14 protein-coding genes and 1 tRNA gene are annotated in these 17,018 nt (G+C 59.6%); 8 read left to right on the top strand and 7 right to left on the bottom strand.

The features are described 5' to 3' along the window. Nucleotides 1-24: 24 nt before the first annotated feature. The 4 genes from mfd (at nucleotide 25) to B5F28_RS09185 (ending at nucleotide 6,608) form a co-directional block, all read left to right on the top strand. On the top strand, nucleotides 25-3,498 hold the full coding sequence (mfd, locus tag B5F28_RS09200; protein ID WP_087295492.1) for a transcription-repair coupling factor: 3,474 nt from the start codon (nucleotides 25-27) through the stop codon (nucleotides 3,496-3,498). 339 nt (nucleotides 3,499-3,837) lie between these two features. Then, entirely contained in the window at nucleotides 3,838-4,902 is a 1,065-nt protein-coding gene (locus tag B5F28_RS09195) for a zinc dependent phospholipase C family protein (protein ID WP_158097561.1), read from the top strand. A gap of 63 nt (nucleotides 4,903-4,965) precedes the next feature. After that, nucleotides 4,966-5,694, top strand: coding sequence for an ABC transporter ATP-binding protein (locus tag B5F28_RS09190; protein WP_087295487.1), 729 nt, complete (start codon nucleotides 4,966-4,968; stop codon nucleotides 5,692-5,694). Continuing rightward, nucleotides 5,691-6,608, top strand: a complete 918-nt coding sequence (locus B5F28_RS09185; RefSeq protein ID WP_087295485.1) for a SufB/SufD family protein — start codon at nucleotides 5,691-5,693, stop codon at nucleotides 6,606-6,608. The genes B5F28_RS09190 and B5F28_RS09185 overlap by 4 nt, the downstream gene beginning before the upstream one ends. 207 nt (nucleotides 6,609-6,815) lie before the next feature. Here B5F28_RS09185 and B5F28_RS09180 read toward each other — a convergent pair whose 3' ends face one another. From B5F28_RS09180 to B5F28_RS09155, 6 genes are all read right to left on the bottom strand, one after another. After that, nucleotides 6,816-7,025, bottom strand: a complete 210-nt coding sequence (locus B5F28_RS09180) for a hypothetical protein (RefSeq protein ID WP_087295483.1) — start codon at nucleotides 7,023-7,025, stop codon at nucleotides 6,816-6,818. Between the two features lie 154 nt (nucleotides 7,026-7,179). Beyond that, nucleotides 7,180-9,366 (bottom strand): ferrous iron transport protein B, encoded by a 2,187-nt coding sequence (feoB, locus tag B5F28_RS09175; protein WP_087295481.1) that lies wholly within the window; start codon nucleotides 9,364-9,366, stop codon nucleotides 7,180-7,182. A gap of 91 nt (nucleotides 9,367-9,457) precedes the next feature. Then, a complete protein-coding gene (locus tag B5F28_RS09170; protein ID WP_087295479.1) occupies nucleotides 9,458-9,688 on the bottom strand; it encodes a FeoA family protein in 231 nt (76 codons plus the stop codon). Nucleotides 9,689-9,767: 79 nt separating this feature from the next. Then, a complete protein-coding gene (locus B5F28_RS09165; protein ID WP_242956178.1) occupies nucleotides 9,768-9,980 on the bottom strand; it encodes a FeoA family protein in 213 nt (70 codons plus the stop codon). Nucleotides 9,981-10,180: 200 nt separating this feature from the next. After that, a complete protein-coding gene (locus B5F28_RS09160; protein WP_087295477.1) occupies nucleotides 10,181-11,950 on the bottom strand; it encodes a Na/Pi cotransporter family protein in 1,770 nt (589 codons plus the stop codon). A gap of 182 nt (nucleotides 11,951-12,132) precedes the next feature. Continuing rightward, nucleotides 12,133-12,480 (bottom strand): NusG domain II-containing protein, encoded by a 348-nt coding sequence (locus tag B5F28_RS09155; RefSeq protein ID WP_087295475.1) that lies wholly within the window; start codon nucleotides 12,478-12,480, stop codon nucleotides 12,133-12,135. Between the two features lie 174 nt (nucleotides 12,481-12,654). On the opposite strand from B5F28_RS09155, the gene B5F28_RS09150 reads away from it, so the two are divergent. The 4 genes from B5F28_RS09150 to B5F28_RS09135 all read left to right on the top strand — a co-directional run bounded on the left by B5F28_RS09150 (nucleotide 12,655) and on the right by B5F28_RS09135 (nucleotide 16,346). Then, complete coding sequence (locus B5F28_RS09150; RefSeq protein WP_087295473.1) at nucleotides 12,655-13,248, top strand: sugar O-acetyltransferase; 594 nt, start codon at nucleotides 12,655-12,657, stop codon at nucleotides 13,246-13,248. A gap of 91 nt (nucleotides 13,249-13,339) precedes the next feature. Beyond that, nucleotides 13,340-14,140: a hypothetical protein gene (locus B5F28_RS09145; protein WP_087295471.1), complete on the top strand. Its 801-nt coding sequence runs from the start codon at nucleotides 13,340-13,342 to the stop codon at nucleotides 14,138-14,140. An 18-nt stretch (nucleotides 14,141-14,158) separates the two neighbouring features. Next, nucleotides 14,159-14,764 carry an MBL fold metallo-hydrolase gene (locus B5F28_RS09140; RefSeq protein WP_087295468.1) on the top strand — a complete coding sequence of 202 codons (606 nt, stop codon included), beginning with the start codon at nucleotides 14,159-14,161 and terminating at the stop codon, nucleotides 14,762-14,764. A gap of 133 nt (nucleotides 14,765-14,897) precedes the next feature. Next, on the top strand, nucleotides 14,898-16,346 hold the full coding sequence (locus B5F28_RS09135) for an IS1182 family transposase (protein ID WP_247643454.1): 1,449 nt from the start codon (nucleotides 14,898-14,900) through the stop codon (nucleotides 16,344-16,346). 203 nt (nucleotides 16,347-16,549) lie between these two features. Here the strand turns inward: B5F28_RS09135 and B5F28_RS09130 are convergent. Next, nucleotides 16,550-16,626: transfer RNA gene (locus tag B5F28_RS09130), tRNA-Arg, on the bottom strand. Between the last annotated feature and the right edge of the window lie 392 nt (nucleotides 16,627-17,018).

Raw genomic sequence — 17,018 nt, 5'->3', positions numbered from 1 at the left:
GGCACAAAACAGAAAGGACACCCCATGTTCGAGATCTTCAAACAAACAGCGGAATACAAGCGCCTGCAAACGGCGCTGCAGACCCCCGGCGCGGCGGCGTTGTTCGGCATGCCCCCGGTGGCCCACGCCCGCATTCTGAGCGAGTTGGCGGCAGACGGCGGCCGCAGCCTGCTGGTGGTGACTCCCGGCGAGGCGGAGGCCACCCGGTTTGCCCAGGACCTGGAGGCGCTGGGCATGCCGGCCGCGGTCTTCCCGCCCCGGGATTTTCTTCTGCGGCCCATTGAGGGAGCGGGCAGAGAATACGAGTACCGCCGCCTGGCGGTGCTGGGCGATCTGGTGGGCGGCCGCCTGCGGGCGGTGTGCGTGCCCGCCGAAGCCCTGCTGCAATACACCGTGCCGAAAGCGGAATTCTGTGCCAACACCCTGACCTTGAAGCCGGGGATGACCATCCCGGTGAAGGAATTGACCGCCCGGCTGCTGGCGGCGGGCTACCACCGGCGCAGCCAGGTGGAGGGTCCCGGCCAGTTTAGCGTGCGGGGCGGCATCGTGGACGTGTTCCCGCCGGATTCCAAGGCTCCCGCCCGTGCGGAGTTCTGGGGCGATGAGATCGACACCCTGAACAGCTTTGACATTCTCAGCCAGCGCCGGGACGACGCGCTGGAGAAGGTGTACATCTCGCCCGCCCGGGAGGTGCTGTTCGGCGACGCGGCCGAGACCGCCGCCGCTTTGCGCAGCGCCCTCGCCGCCCAGAAGGGCCGCCGGTCCGGCGCCATGGAAAAGGCCATGGAGGCGGATCTGGCCCAACTGGACGCGGGCCTTGTGCCCGAGGCGCTGGACAAGTACCTGGGCATCCGATACCCCAAGCCCGCCACCCTGCTGGACTATTTCGACAACGCCATTCTGGTGCTGGAGGAGCCCAGCGCCATCCGGGAGGCCCACAAGGCCACCCAGTTCCGCCGCACCGAGGAGATGAAGGGCCTGTTTGAGGAGGGGCTGCTCTGCCCGGGGCTGGATGTGCTGTATCAGGACCTGCCGGACCTGATGCATGCGGTGGACAGCATGCCCAGCCTCTGCTGCGAAAACTTCGCCCGCACCATGCCGGAGATAAAGCTCAAGGACATCGTGAACGCTCCGGCCCACGCCCATCCGCCCTTCAGCGGCGAGGTGGCTTCGCTGGCCGAGGATCTGGAGCCGCTGACCAGACAGGGTTATGTGGTGGAGCTGCTGGCGGGCACCTCCCGCGCCGCTGCGGCCCTTGCCAGGGACCTGGCGGCCAAGGGCTTTGCCGCCACTGCCGCGAAGGACGTGCTACCCGGCCCGGGTGTGGTCGCGGTGCGCCCGGGCCATCTGACCGGCGGTGCGGAGTTCCCCTTTGCCAAATACGCCCTCTTCACCAGCCGCAAGGCGGGCAGCGCCGACACCGGCAAAAAGCCCGCGAAAAAGAAGAACAAGGACGCGCTTTCCAGCCTGACCGACATCAAGCCCGGCGACTATGTGGTGCACCAGAACCACGGCATCGGCATGTACACCGGCATCCAGCGGCTGGAGGTGCAGGGCGTGGTGAAGGACTACCTGAAGATCAGCTACGACAAAGGTGATACCCTGTATGTGCCGGTCACCCAGCTGGACCTGCTCAGCCGCTACACCGCCCCCGGCGATTCCGACAAGGTGAAGCTGGCCAAGCTGGGAGGTACCGAATGGGCCAAGACCCGCCGCCGGGTGAAGACCGCCGCCGCCGAGATGGCCCAGGAGCTGATCGAGCTGTACGCCAAGCGGCGGCAGGCCAAGGGCTTCGCCTTCCCGGAGGACAGCGACTGGCAGCGGGACTTTGAGACCCGCTTTGAATACGACGAGACCGGCGACCAGCTCACCGCCGCCGCCGAGATCAAAAAGGATATGGAAAAGCCCTGGCCCATGGACCGGCTGCTCTGCGGCGACGTGGGCGTGGGCAAGACCGAGGTGGCCCTGCGTGCGGCCTTCAAGTGCATCATGGGCGGCAAGCAGTGTGCCATTCTGGCCCCCACCACCCTGCTGGCCTGGCAGCACTACAACGGTCTGCTGGCCCGGATGGAGGCCTTTCCGGTAAAGGCCGGGCTGCTCAGCCGGTTCCGCACTCCCACCCAGCAGAAGAACACCCTGCGGGGGCTGAAGGAGGGCACCGTGGATGTGGTGGTGGGCACCCACCGGCTGCTGAGCGACGATGTGAAATTCAAGGACCTGGGCCTGGTGATCATCGACGAGGAGCAGCGCTTCGGCGTCAAGCACAAAGAGAAGCTGAAGGAGGCCTTCATCGGGGTGGATATGCTCACCCTGTCCGCCACGCCCATTCCCCGCACGTTGAGCATGGCCATGAGCGGTATCCGGGACATGAGCACCATCGAGGAGCCGCCGGTGGAGCGCCAGCCCATCGAGACCTACGTGATGGAATACGACCGGACCATCGTGGCCGAGGCCATCAAAAAGGAACTGGCCCGGGGCGGTCAGGTCTACTACCTGCACAACCGGGTGGACAGCATTGATGCCTGCGCCGGAATGGTGGGCCAGATGGTACCCGGGGCGCGCATTGCCACCGCCCACGGCAAGATGACCGAGGAGCAGCTGTCCAAGGTGTGGCAGCAGCTGCTGGACGGCGAGATCGATGTGCTGGTCTGCACCACCCTGATCGAGACCGGCGTGGATGTGCGAAACTGCAACACCCTCATCATCGAGGATTCCGACAAGATGGGTCTGGCTCAGCTGTATCAGATCCGGGGACGGGTGGGCCGCTCCGGCCGCAAGGCCTACGCCTACTTCACCTTCCAGCGGGACCGGGTACTCACCGATGTGGCCGCCAAGCGGCTTTCCGCCATTCGCGAGTTCACCAGCTTCGGCTCCGGCTTCCGCATCGCCATGCGGGACCTGCAGATCCGGGGCGCAGGCAGTTTGCTGGGCCAGAGCCAGCACGGCCACATGGAGGCGGTGGGCTATGACCTGTACGTGAAGATCCTGAACAACGCCATCGCCATGGCCAAGGGCGAGGAGCTGCAGCCGGACAAGAGCGAATGCCTGATCGACATTACGGTGGACGCCTACATCCCCGAGCGGTACATCGCCGAGGCGGCGGGCCGCATCGAGGCCTACAAGCGGATTGCCGCCATCGAGACCGAGGAGGACGCCCAGGATGTGCTGGACGAGCTGATCGACCGGTACGGCGATGTGCCCGCCAGCGTGGTGGGTCTGGTGGATATCTCGCTGGTGCGTGTGAGCGCCGCCCGGGCCGGCATCTACGAGATCGGCCAGAAGCGGGATGCGCTGATCCTCTATTCCGATACGCTGAACGCCCAGCGCATCAAGCTGGCGGTAGCGGCCCTGCCCGGGCGTATCACCGTGAACAGCAGCGCCAAGCCCTATCTGGCGGTGCGGGTGGCCTCCGGCGAAAAGCCGCTGGACATTCTGAAACAGGTGCTGAATGCCCTGGGACCTGTGCAGGAAAGTGCTTCGACTGCGGAAAAAGCATAAAATTACATGCAAACGCCGCACAACGGGCAAAAAGAATGAAGGCAACACCGCATAATTCACGCCTAACGGCTCAGGCAGCGTATCACGCCAAAATTTTTCGTGCTATTTCCCAAAAATGCTCGCCAATCCACCAAGGATTGGCTGTGCTTTTTGGTTCATATCACAAAAAATTTTCTGGCGTGCTCCACCACCTGGAATTGTGCAGTATTGCCTTGAGAAATTGGCCAATATCGTGTAATATAAAAGGGTATGCGTGGTTTTTGCGCATACCCTTTTTTCAGTGATTTTACCGCTCCCGTGCCGCAAAAAGGCCGAGGGCCGAAAGGAAGATTGGATTCCATGCCGGAAGGCTATACTCACATCCGAACCGCCCGGGCGGCGGCGCGTCTGGCGAACATCGAACCCGCCGACGGCGCGGCTTTCGACTGCGGTGCCAACGGGCCGGACATGCTGTTCTGCTACCGGGTCTGGCGCAAGAGCGCACGCCGGGGCGAGGACCTGCCCAAGATCGGCGACCGGCTGCATGGCGAAAACACCGGCGCTTTTCTGCAGGCGCTGCTGGAAAACGCCAAGACTCCGGCCCAGCAGAGCTACGCGATGGGCTTCTTGTGCCACTATGCGGCGGACTGTGCCCTGCATCCCTATGTGGTGATGATCACCAAGCCGGGCGCGGCCTATGGCATGCCGGGAGGCCACGGCTATTTTGAGATCGCGCTGGACAGCTTCCTTCATCAGAAGGATACCGGAAAAAGCGCGGTGTCGGTGAACGACAACACCCCCGCCCTGAGCGAGGAGGCGCTGGAGGGTGCCGCTGAGCTGTTGCAGGCGGGCATCCGGGCGGCGCTGGGGCTGACCGTGAGCCGCCGTGCGGTGAAGGACAGCTTTGCCCACACACGGCTGCTGCGCCGGCATTTCGTGAGTTCGCTGCGGATCAAATATGCGTTGTTCTGGCTGGTGGAGCCGCTGTTCGGCGGCCGGGGCTTCATCACCGGCCACATCACTCCCGCCCATCTCAAGGGGACCGGCAAGAACGAGACCCCGCTGCCGGAGGTTTGGGAGCATCCCTTCACCGGCGAGGAGCAGCAGGCCGATCTGGCCGCACTGCTGGAGCAGGCCGAGCGTACCGGCGCGGCGTATATGATGGCCGCCCAGGGCTACTGGCAGAGCAAGCTTCGGCTGGAAAAGGTGATGAGCGTCATCGGGTCCCGCAGTTATCTTTCCGGTCTGGAGGACGAAGTGAGCGCCCCGCAGCCGGAAGAGACCGAGGAGCCGGCCCCGGAGCCGGCGCAGCCGGAACTGCCGGAGCAGCCGGAGGTGCAGGAGCAGGAGCCGGAAGAGGCCGGGGAACCGAAATGGCAGGATATTGACATTTTCGATGAACTGGACCATAATAGTGTAGGTTAATGGATCGTAAAATACCGGCCCGCTGCGGGCCTGAGGTTTGAAAATAAAGTGAGGAAGAATGCTATGCTGAAACTGGAGCATCTGGCCTGGAGCATTCCGGGCGGCGAGAGCATCATCAAGGACATCGATCTGGAGCTGGGCGAGGGCAAGCTGGTGGTGGTCACCGGCCCCAACGGCGGCGGTAAGACCAGCCTGGCCAAGCTGATCGCCGGTGTGGAGACCCTGAGCGGCGGCCGCATCATTTTTGACGGCGAGGACATCACCGATATGGACGTGACCCAGCGGGCCAAGAAGGGCCTGGCCTACGCCTTCCAGCAGCCGGTGCGCTTCAAGGGGCTCACCGTGCGGGATATGCTGGAGCTGGCCGCGGGTGAACCGCTGAACGAGGGCGCGCTCTGCGCGCTGATGGGCAAGGTGGGCCTTTGCGCCAGCGAATACATCGATCGCGAGTTGAACGCCAGCCTCTCCGGCGGCGAGATCAAGCGCATCGAGATCGCCAGCGTGCTGGCCCGCAAGGCTAAGCTGTCCATCTTTGACGAGCCGGAAGCCGGCATCGACCTGTGGAGCTTCGCCCGCCTGGTGGAGACCTTTGAGGAGCTGCGCGCCAAGAGCGCCGGCACCCTGCTGGTGATCAGCCATCAGGAGCGTATCCTGTCCATCGCCGACGAGATCGTTGTGATCGCCGACGGCAAGGTGCGCCAGCACGGCCCCCGGCAGGAGATCCTGCCCCAGCTGCTGGCCAATGAACACGCGGTGCGCTGCCCGCTGGAAAAGGAGAGTGCGATCGTATGAACCAGATCACCGACGAACTGCTGCGCCTGATCTCCGCCAACCCCATCGACGGAAAGAGCGCTTTCAACATCCGGGAGGACAGCCAGTGCGCTGGCCGCCAGTCCACCGAGAATATCTCCATTGAGAACAAAGAGGGTGCGCCCGGCATCGTGATCCGGGTCAAGCCCGGCACAAAGGGCGAGACCGTGTACATCCCCGCCTGTGTGACCCACGCCGGTGTGGACGATCTGGTCTACAACGACTTCTACATCGGCGAGGGCGCCGATGTGACCGTGCAGGCCGGCTGCGGCGTGCACAGTGAGGGTGAGGAGCAGGCCCGCCACAACGGTATTCACCGTTTCTTTTTGGAGAAGAACGCCAAGGTGCTGTATCTGGAAAAGCACATCGCCACCGGCAGCGGCACCGGCGAAAAGCGCATCGACCCGGTGACCGACATCGAGCTGGCCGAGGGTGCCAGCCTGGAGATGGACACCGTGCAGCTGGGCGGCGTGACCAGCACCACCCGCAAGACCCGCGCGGTGCTGCAGAAGGACGCCCGTCTGGTGGTGCGTGAGCGCATCATGACCGACGGCGACGAGTACGCCCGCACCGATTTTGTGGTGCGCATGGAGGGCGAGGGCAGCGCCTGCGACCTGGTGAGCCGCAGCGTGGCCCGGGGTAATTCCCGCCAGGAGTTCTACTCCACTATCAAGGGCAACGCTCCCTGCACCGGTCACTCCGAGTGCGATGCCATTCTGGCCGAGAACGGCAAGGTGCTGGCCCAGCCCGGTCTGGAGGCAAACCATGTGGACGCTCAGCTGATCCACGAGGCTGCCATCGGCAAGATCGCCGGCGAGCAGCTGCTCAAGCTGCGTACCCTGGGCCTGACCAGCGAGGAGGCCGAGGAGAAGATCATCCAGGGCTTCCTGAAATAATCTGCTTTTTGAAATACGCCGGGAGAGATCCCGGCGTATTTTTTTGTGTCCTGGATTTTCCACAGAGAATGCCGGCTTCCGTGGAAAACTAAGCCGGGAACATACAGAACCGCCGGGGAAAAATTTCCCGGGCGGTTCTGCTGTTTGAAAAAGAAGATTGGAAGAAATCTTGGGGGAAATGTTTCGTCTGAAAACTGGCGGCAGCGGTTATCCGGCATGCCCCGAATCGGAGGTGTTCCGGTCCGGTGCGGGGTGGCTGCAATGTTCGCCTGCGTGGCAGCTGCCGGAACATCCGGCACAACCGCCGGAGCAGCCGCAGCAGCCGCCCTTGCCGCCAAAATGCTTTTTGGTGGCAACAATGGCCAGCACCAGCAGCACCGCAACGATTGCAAGCACGATCCAATCGGCAGGATTCATAAAAGCACCTTCTTTCCGCCGCGGCGCATGCGGCTCATTTTTTGAAGTGTTTTTTCAGCCAGTCCGCCAGGCGGAACAGGCCCATGGCCGCAAAGTAAAGCGCCAGAAACGCGGCCAGCACATAGAACATGGAAACAGACGGTTCACCCATGGCTTACGCGGCAGCCTCCACCGAACGCCGGGCGTAGACCCGGTTTGCCTTGTAGGGGTCCGGACGGAACAGCAGGAACAGAATGACCGCCAGCACCGCCAGGGCGATAAAGGTCCAGGGGTTCACGGCCACCTGACCGGCGGCCAGACCGCCCAGCTGGTAGACGATGAGCGCCACCGCATAGGCGAAGATGTTCTGATACAGGATGGCGAACCAGAACCATTTGCGGTCCTGCATCTCCTTGGCCATGGTGGCGATCGCCGCCAGGCAGGGGCTGTTCAGCAGGTTGAAGACCAGGAAGGAGAAGCCGGCGGCTGCGCAGGGAAACCAGGTGCCCACGGCGGCGGCAACTGCGCCGGTATCCTCCACCAGATCCTCGGATACGTTGGCCAGCACGCCCATGGTGGTAACGATGGCCTCCTTGGCGGTGAAGCCGGAGATGGAGGAAGCCACGGGCTGCCACTGGCCGAAGCCCAGGGGAGCGAAGATCACGGCAATGGCACTGCCCACCACGGCCAGCAGAGAGGCGGAGGTGTCCTCCACCAGGCCGAAGGCGCCGTTCTCAAAGCCGAAGCTGGAGAGAAACCACATGACCACGCAGGCCAGGAACAGGATGGTACCGGCCTTGATCAGGTAGCCCCGCAGCCGCTCCCACACGTGCATCAGCACGGTCTTTGCGCTGGGCATGTGGTAGGCGGGCAGCTCCATCACGAAGGGGGCGGGCTTGCCGGAGAAGGGCTTGGTCTTTTTGAGCATGATGGCCGACACCAGCACCGCGCCGATGCCGATCACGTACATCACAGGGCCCAGGTTTGCCGCCAGCAGCTTGTTGCCGGTGGCCTGGCCCGCCATCACCGCGCTGAGCAGAGCGATGACCGGCAGCTTCGCGCCGCAGGGCACGAAGGTGGTGGTCATAATGGTCAGGCGGCGGTCGTTGTCCTGCTCGATGGTCTTGGAGGCCATGATGCCGGGCACGCCGCAGCCGGAGGAGATCATCAGGGGAATGAAGCTTTTGCCGGAAAGGCCGAAGTGGCGGAAGATCCGGTCCATCACGAAGGCAATGCGCACCATATAGCCGCAGTCCTCCAGAATGGAGAGGAAGAGGAACAGGATCGCCATCTGGGGCGCGAAGCCCAGAACCGCGCCCACGCCGCCGATGATGCCGTCCACCACCAAGCTGATGAGCACATCGCTCACGCCTGCATTGGTCAGCAGGTCACCCACCATGCCCTGAATGCCGCCCACAAAGGTGTTGTTGGTCCAGTCGGTGACCCAGGTGCCCACGGTAGACACCGAAACAAAGTACACCGCCCACATGATTACCAGGAAGATGGGCAGGCCCAGCACCCGGTTGGTCACCACCCGGTCGATCCGGTCGGACAGGCTCATCTGCCCGGCGGGCTTCTTCACGGTGGCGTGCACCAGGCCCTGAATGTGACGGTAGCGCTGGTCGGTAATCACCGCCTCCACATCGTCGTCATATTCCTTGGCAATGGCATCGGACAGGGGCTTGTAGGCATTGTCCGCGTCCAGATGCAGCTGCTCCAGCACCTTGGCGTCCTGCTCCAGCAGCTTGATGGCGTACCAGCGCTGCTCCTGATCCGGTACACCGGCGGGCAGATTGGCGCAGACTTCGCTGATCTTTTCCTCAATGGCCTTTTCAAAAATGGCTCCGGGGCGCTTGACCTGGCGGCTCTTGGCCAGCTTTACGGCCTCGGCCACCACCTCCTTCAGGCCGGTGCCCTTCAGGGCGCTGGTCTCCACGATGGGGCAGCCCAGCCGCAGCGAAAGATCGGCCACATCAATGTGGATGCCATTCTTCTTCACCAGGTCGCTCATGTTCAGCGCCACCACCACCGGGATGCCGGTCTCAATCAGCTGGCCGGTCAGGTAAAGGTTGCGCTCGATGTTGGTGGCGTCCACCAGATCGATGATCACGTCCGGGCGGTCGTTCAGAATGTAATCCCGGGTGACCACCTCTTCCAGAGTATAGGGGGAAAGGGAGTATACGCCGGGCAGGTCGGTCACATCGACCATCTCGCCCTTTTTGCCGGTCTTCAGCTTGCCGGTCTTTTTCTCCACGGTAACGCCGGGCCAGTTGCCCACATATTGGTTCGCGCCGGTCAACGCGTTGAACATGGTGGTTTTGCCGCAGTTCGGGTTGCCGGCCAGTGCAATGGTGATTGCCATAGCTGTGATTTCCTCCTCCAGTTGCGGTTCGCTTGAGCAAACCTGAATTAGTTCAAACTAACCATTGGGCGAAAAAAATGACCGCGCCGCGTTATGCGGTCACCGGGTCCACATCCACGCAGGCAGCGTCCGCCTTGCGCAGCGAAAGCTCGTAGCCCCGCACGGTGATCTCCACCGGATCGCCCAGAGGGGCCACCTTGCGAATGTGGATCTCGCTGCCCTTGGCGACGCCCATGTCCATGATGCGGCGCTTGTAGGCGCCCTCGCCGTTGATGCGGCGCACAGTCACCCGGGTGCCGACTTTTGCGTCCTGTAAGGTCATGCTCAATTCTCCTCCTCAAAGCTCCGGCCGCCAAGGCAGCCGGCGTATTGTGAACAGCCGGGCAAAGGCCCGCCGCCGTTTACACATAGATGTGCAGGGCCTGTTCCTGGTTGATGGCGATGCGGGCGTCCTTCACATGGACGATCACATCCCCCTGGAGCTGGTTGATCAGCGTAACGCTGACTCCCTCATGGAAACCCAGCGCCCGCAGATGGGCGCGTACCTCGGAATTGCCGCTGAGCCGCCGGACCACGTAGGATTGACCGGCCGTCGCCATAGAGATGGGCATCATAACGCATCCTTTCCTTTATGGATTGCACCCGCTGCGGGTGCAGAAGCTCTCTCGGAGTTAGACTCTGCTAACTGCAATACAAGGTTAGCACTGCCTAACAGGTTTGTCAAGAGATTGACGCAAAATTTTTTGCCCGGGCAAACAAAAAGCCCCATGCATGCGGCATGGGGCGAAGGATAGGTTCAAAACGCAAGGAGAAATCAGGCCATCTGGGGCAGAAGCTCCAGATATTTCTGCCGGTATTCCTCCAGCAGCTGGTTGTATTCCGGGTTGACTCCGGCATGCAGGGCCTGCTTGCGGGCGTGGGCATCCACATCCAGCTCATTGCCCACCAGACGGCCGGCGATGTTGGAGCAGTGATCGGATACGCGTTCCGCGTTGGTGATGATGTCCAGGAACACGATGCCGGCCTCCAGCTCGCACCGGCCGGCTTTCAGCCGCAGGATATGACGTTCCCGCATGGCAAAGCAGATCTGGTCCACGGTTTCCTCCAGCGGCTCTACCTGCTGGGCCTTGGCCAGGTCCGCGCCGGAAAAGGCCCCGGCAGTCAGCTGCAGGATCTCTTTCACTGCCCGGTACAGCAGCTCCAGCTCCTGCCTGGCAGCGGAGGAGAAGTGCAGCTCCCGGTCCTGCACCCGTTGGGCGCATTCCAGAATGTTGATGGAATAATCGCCGATCCGCTCGTATTCACCGATCAGCTTGAGCAGCTCGGTGATCTGGCGGTTTTCGTTTTCGGTCAGCTCCCGGTCGCCGATCTTCACCAGATAGTCGGAGATGGAAACCTCCATCTTATCCAGCAGGTCTTCGCGGGTCTGAATGTTCTGAGTTACCTCATCGTTATAGTGCTCCAGCTGGCCGAAGGCTTTGCAGAAGTTGGTGGAGGCGCGGCTGCCCATCTTCTCCACCGCGGCCCGGGCCTGCTGCAGGGCAACGGCGGGGCTGGTGAACAGGCGCTCGTCCAGCACCGGCAGCGACAGATCCTGGGCATCCTCAGCCCGCTCGGGAATCGTCTTTTCTGCCAGCCAGGCCAGCGCCCGGGTGAAGGGCATGAACATCAGGGTGACCAGCACGTTGAACAGGGTGTGGAAATTGGCGATGTCGCCCTTGTTCATCACCTGATCCCAGAAGGGGAACAGGCCCACGGCCTTCAGACCGTAGACGCCTACCAGAAAAACGGTGGTGCCGATCACGTTGAAGTAAAGGTGCACGATGGCACTGCGCTTGGCGCCGGTGGAGGCGCCGATGGAAGCAATCAGCGGGGTGGAGCAGGTGCCGATGTTCTGGCCCAGAATGATGGGGATAGCGCTGCCCCAGGTGATGGCGCCGGTGGTGGACAGTGCCTGCAGGATGCCAACGCTGGCCGAGGAGGACTGAATGGCCACCGTGACCAGTGCACCGGCCAGCACGCCCAGAATGGGGTTCTGCAGGCTGGAGAACAGCTGTACGAAGAAGGGACTGTCTTTCAAGGGGGCCACTGCGGCCTCCATGGTGAACATGCCGGTGAACAGGATACCGAAGCCCATCATGATCTGGCCGATGTTGCGCTTTTTGGGCGCCTTGAAGAACACGAACAGAATCGCGCCCGCAAAGGCCACTAGCGGGCTGAAGGTGCTGGGCTTGAGCATGGTGAGCAGCCAGCCACCGCCGGAAATATCCGAAAGGCGGATCAGCTGGCCGGTGACGGTGGTGCCGATGTTGGCGCCCATGATCACGCCGATGGCCTGGGGCAGGGTGAAGATGCCGGAGTTGACCAGGCCTACGCAGATGACGGTGGTACCGGCCGAAGATTGAATCAGGCCGGTGATTACCGCGCCCAGCAGCACTGCCCGGGGGACCGAGCGGGTGAGCCGCTGCAGAACGCCTTCCAGCTTGCCGCCGGCCAGTTTTTCCAGGCCGGCGCCCATGATGGACATGCCGTATAAAAACAGCGCGATGCCGCCGGCCAGATTGATCACATTGAAAATGGTCATAGAACACAGACTCCTGAATATTTGTGATGTGTGTATACCATTGCCCATTATACCATTTTTTTGTCGGTTCGGGCCGGAAAAAGCGAAATATTCTACCCGGATTTTACACAATCAGGGTAGAATATCACATCTTGGGCAAAAAAATGTCCCCTTCGCCGGAGGCAAAGGGGATTGGATACTGCTCAGTTTTCGCTGAGTACGATCAAAGTAGCCCGGGCGGGCAGACAGGCGGCCCAGTCATCCTCCCGGCTCAGCCAGCCGAAGCCCTCGCACTTGTGGTCCGGGCAGGGAGAGTCCACAAAAGCGATGCGGCCATCCTCCACCTTCAGGTGGATGGTGTAGTAGCCGGTGTCGATGTCGTATTGAGCATCCTTGTTCAGAGGGATTTCCATTACGGTGTTGTCATCCCCATAGGTGAGTTCTGCCACACCGCCCGCTCCGCGGCCGCTGTTCATCCAGAACAGCACCCCAGCGATGGCCAGCAGCACCACCGCGAAAATCACATTGATCCAGATTTTTTTGGAACGCATGGGAGTAAAGCTCCTCTCGTCGGTCTTGGAAATTGCCTGCCCCGGATGGGCAGACACATTTAGTATAACAAAAAACACCCCGTCCGAAAAGACCGAACTGCGGGATTTGGCGAAAGCTTGTTCCGGTGATATGATAGAGAATACACGAAAGGCCAAAAAGAAAGGGAAAAATAAATGAACAGGATCGAGGAGTATCTGAAAAGTGAACAAGGCTATGCAGGTCAGAATCGGGCGATTCCGGGAGAGCTGAAGCAGAAAGCGCAGAAGTTGTGCTGGGAATACAACCAGACTCCGCCAGACACACAGGTGCGGGCAGAGCTTTTGCGGCGGCTGCTGGGGACCTGTCATCCGCTCACCTTTATTGAGCCGTCCTTCCGGTGTGATTACGGCTTTAATATCCACACCCACGGCCTGGCCGTGATCAACTACAACTGCGTGATTTTGGATACCTCGCCGGTGCACATTGGGGCGGGGGCATTCATTGCACCCGGGGTGTGTCTGGCCTGTGCCGGTCATGCGCTGGACCCGGAGCAGCGGGCGCAGGGAATCAGCACCTCCAAACCCATTACACTGGAGGAGAATGTGTGGATCGGGGCCAACGCGGTGGTGTGCGGCGGAGTGACCATCGGCAAGGGCTCGGTGATCGGTGCGGGCAGCGTGGTCACCCGGGATATCCCGGCGGGTGTGGTGGCTGCGGGCGTGCCCTGCCGGGTGCTCCGTCCGCTCACCGAGGAGGATCGGATCGCCCCGGCGCAGATGGCGTTTTGACCATAAGGAAAATTTAAAAAGCATTCACGAAATCCAAAGAGTGCCATGCTATGCTGGACAAAACAAGGGTTTGCCCAGAGGAGGAACGGCCATGGAATCTGGATTTTTATTCGGCGTTACCCTGATCGATGATGCACTGACTCCGCAGCTGAGTCAGGTACTGGAGCGATGCACTCAGCTGGCATCCAGAAAGCGGCTGCCGGTTTTATGGAGGTTCAGTGACTGGTTGAACCGGGTGCCGAAAGCGGACCCGGAGGCGCTGAAAAAACGCAGAAAAAGAGAAGCTGTGCTGGGGGCTGTGCTGTGGGCTGTAAGCATGTTTTTGCTGGTTCCCTCGGTGATGGAACCGAAAACACTGACTGGTCCGCTGGTGCTGAGCGTTGTGGGCTTTCTGATGAGCTGCGCGGCCATGAAGAGCACAAAGAGAAGACTGATGGCGGGCTTGAACCTGGCCATGGGTGCCTTTTTGTGCCTGGGTGCGCTGCTGGCCTTTGAGGAACTGAAAGCACTGCTGGTGCCGGGCGTCCTCTGCCTGGCGGCGGGCGTTTGGGCATTGGCCGGAAAGCGGCTGCACTGGAAGGAATCCTGCTTTGACCGACAGGCCCGGGAGCTGGTGCGCCAGCGCGGAACAGTGACCAATCTGGAAAGTGCGCAGGTGGAGTTTACCGAAGAAGGAATGGTGCTGAGCGATGGTACGGATGTGGGTGCACAGTGCTTTGAGTACCCGGAGTTTTTCTTTGTAGCCGAAACCCAGGCGCTGCTGGTGCCGGTATGCGGGCAGCGGGCGGTTGTGCTGCAGAAAAAGGACCTGCGGGAAGGCTCGATGGAACAGCTGCGAGTGTTCTTGCAGGAGCGGGTCTCCTATGAGCGCCTGAAAACACAGATAAAATAAGGAAAAGAGGGAATCCGTATGGAATGGGAATGGCTGAGCGCGCAGGTCGCGCATCTTCCCGCCACAGAAGCACCACTCTCGGCGGATGTGGGCCTGGTGCGGACGGATGGAATGCTCTGGATCTATGATGTGGGCGCTGCACCTGCTGCGGCTGCCGAAGTGAATGCACTGCCGGGAAAGAAGACGGTGGTGCTGTCCCACTTTCATCCGGACCATATGGGGAATCTGGAGCAGGTGAAATACGAAACCTTTTATGGAGGGGCATTCACCTGTAAAAAGGCCGGCGGTGGGATCGTGGTTTCCCGGGAGCTGTTTTTGCCGGAGGGAGTGCACCTGTTCCCGCTGCCTTCCGTCCATGCCAAAGGCTGTATCGGTATGGAGTATGCCGGCTACGCCTTTCTGGGAGATGCGCTCTATCCGGCGGTTAAGGCGGGGCAGGCGGTATACAATGTGAGCCTGCTGGCGCAGCAGCTGCAGGTGCTGAAGGGGCTGCAGGCGGAATGGTTTCTGGTCAGCCACAGCAGACCCTTTGCACACAAGCGGGATGAGGTACTTGCGCGGCTGGAGGCGCTGTATGCAAAGCGCGTGCCGGGGCAGACTTATTTGCCGGCAGAGCGGAATTAGGAAAAAGAAAAAGGCTGCTGCATTTCTTTCGGAAATGCAGCAGCCTTTCAGCCTGTCGAAAAAGGTCACCGAAAGGTGGCCTTTTTCTCGTATTGAGGAAAAGAAAGCGGTATAATAGTGTGGGGGGATAAAAATGCTGGTAAAGAACGCAGAAAATCGAGGACAGCTGGAATTTGTAAGTTTGGAAAATATGGTCCCACAGGATCACTTGCTGCGGAAGATCGATTCAGCCATCGATTTCAAGAAGATCTACGAATTTGTAGAAGATCTGTACTGCGAAGACAATGGGCGACCGAGCGTCGACCCAGTGGTGCTGTTTAAGATCGTACTAATCCAGCATATTTACGGCATTTCTTCGCTGCGCCGAACCTTGGAAGAAGTGAGCATGAATCTGGCATACCGTTGGTTCATTGGATATCCGCTGAATGAAGCAGTGCCGCACTTTTCCACAGTGAGCTACAACTTTAAGCACCGGTTTAACCACGCCACGGTGGAGTATGTGTTCCGCTGGGTGCTGAAAGCCGCAGCAGAGGAAGGATATCTGGACGCGGAAGCAATTTTTGTGGACGGAACACATATTAAGGCAAGTGCCAATCTGAAAAAGCAGGCCAAAAAGGCAGTTCCCAAACAGGCAAAACGGTATACGAAAGAGCTGTTTGACGAGGTAAACAAAGACCGGGAAGAACACGGGAAAAAGCCTTTTTCGGATGACAGCGACAAAAAGCCGCCCCAAGAGAAGGAAACAGTGGTATCCACCACCGACCCGGAAAGCGGCGTGTTCCACAAGGGGGAACACAAAAAATGCTTTGCCTACGAAGCGCACACGGCTTGCGACAAGCACAATTTTATCCTTGGTGTTCACGTCACTCCCGGCAATGTCCACGACAGCGTAGCTTTTGATTCCCTCTATGACGAACTATGCAAGTACCATCCCGAACACAAAACAGTGGTGGCGGACAGCGCCTACAAAACACCCTGGATCTGCAAGAGAATTTTTGAGAGCGGCCGCGTTCTTTCCACCTGCTATACCAGACCCAAAACCAAAGAGAACAGCCATCCCTGGTGGGCCTATGTGTATGACGAATACTTTGACGATGTGATCTGCCCCGAATACCACGCACTGCATTATTCCACCACAAACCGGGACGGTTACCGGGAATACAAAAGCCGCGCCTATCTTTGCAAAATTTGTCCCACCAGAGGAATGTGCACCGAAAACGCCAAGTGCGAGAAAACTGTGCTGCGCCATGTCTGGCAGGACTACGTGGAGATGGCAGAGCATATCCGGCACATGGCGGTGTACAAAGAGCTGTACCGGCTGCGAAAAGAGAAGATTGAGCGTGTGTTTGCCGATGCGAAGGAAAAGCACGGGATGCGTTACACACAGTACAGAGGCTTGGCTCAGGTGACAAACTGGGTGAAGCTTAAATTTGCTGCCATGAATCTGAAAAAGCTGGCCATCTGGAAATGGAACGCCACCCATCCAGGGTTGGATCTCCGCAAACCAACAAGATGGAGAGGAAATCTTCTTCCTTTTTCTCTGTTCTTTTACTTTTCATGCAAAAAACCCGCTCTGGCTTGATTGTCACAGCAGGTTTTTCTACAAGCTGAAAGGCTGCTGCATTTCTTTCGGAAATGCAGCAGCCTTTGGAACATTGAAACAGTATTTCTTCACGATTACTGATTCTCTTCCCAAAAACCCGGGCAGGCAGTAGAAGTGAGTGAAAAGTGAAGAGTGAATAGCGAATAAGTAAAAACCCCGAATGCGATCGCATTCGGGGTTTTTGGTGCGCCCGGCGGGATTCGAACCCACGGCCTTTAGAGTCGGAGTCTAACGCGCTATCCAGCTGCGCCACGAGCGCACATCAATTGGTGCAGAAATTATATTATCATATTTTCAAGGCTTTGAAAAGGCTTTTTGCCAAAAAAGATGAAAAACTTTTCTGTATGAGATAAAGGGGGAATCATAAAGTAAGTCGAAAAAGGCGCTATATATTATAATACAATTATATGCAGAAGAAATGAGCCTATACGAAAAAACAGAAAGAAAATTGAAAAAGGTGTTGACATGTGGCCGGTGGTGTGGTATTATAATCAAGCTGTCGCGAGAGACAGCGAGCCGCTCGGAAGAGCTTGAAAAAATATTTCAAAAAAGTGCTTGACAACAAGAACTTGGTGAGATATAATAAACAAGCTGTCCCGCGAGGGAGAGCGGCACAGGACCTTGAAAATTGAACAATATCGAAGCTTGAAC

Source organism: Gemmiger sp. An194 (assembly GCF_002160145.1).
Lineage (GTDB): Bacteria > Bacillota > Clostridia > Oscillospirales > Ruminococcaceae > Allofournierella.
The sequence above is the reverse complement of the archived record's forward strand: the minus strand, read 5'-3'. Positions and strand labels throughout refer to the sequence as shown.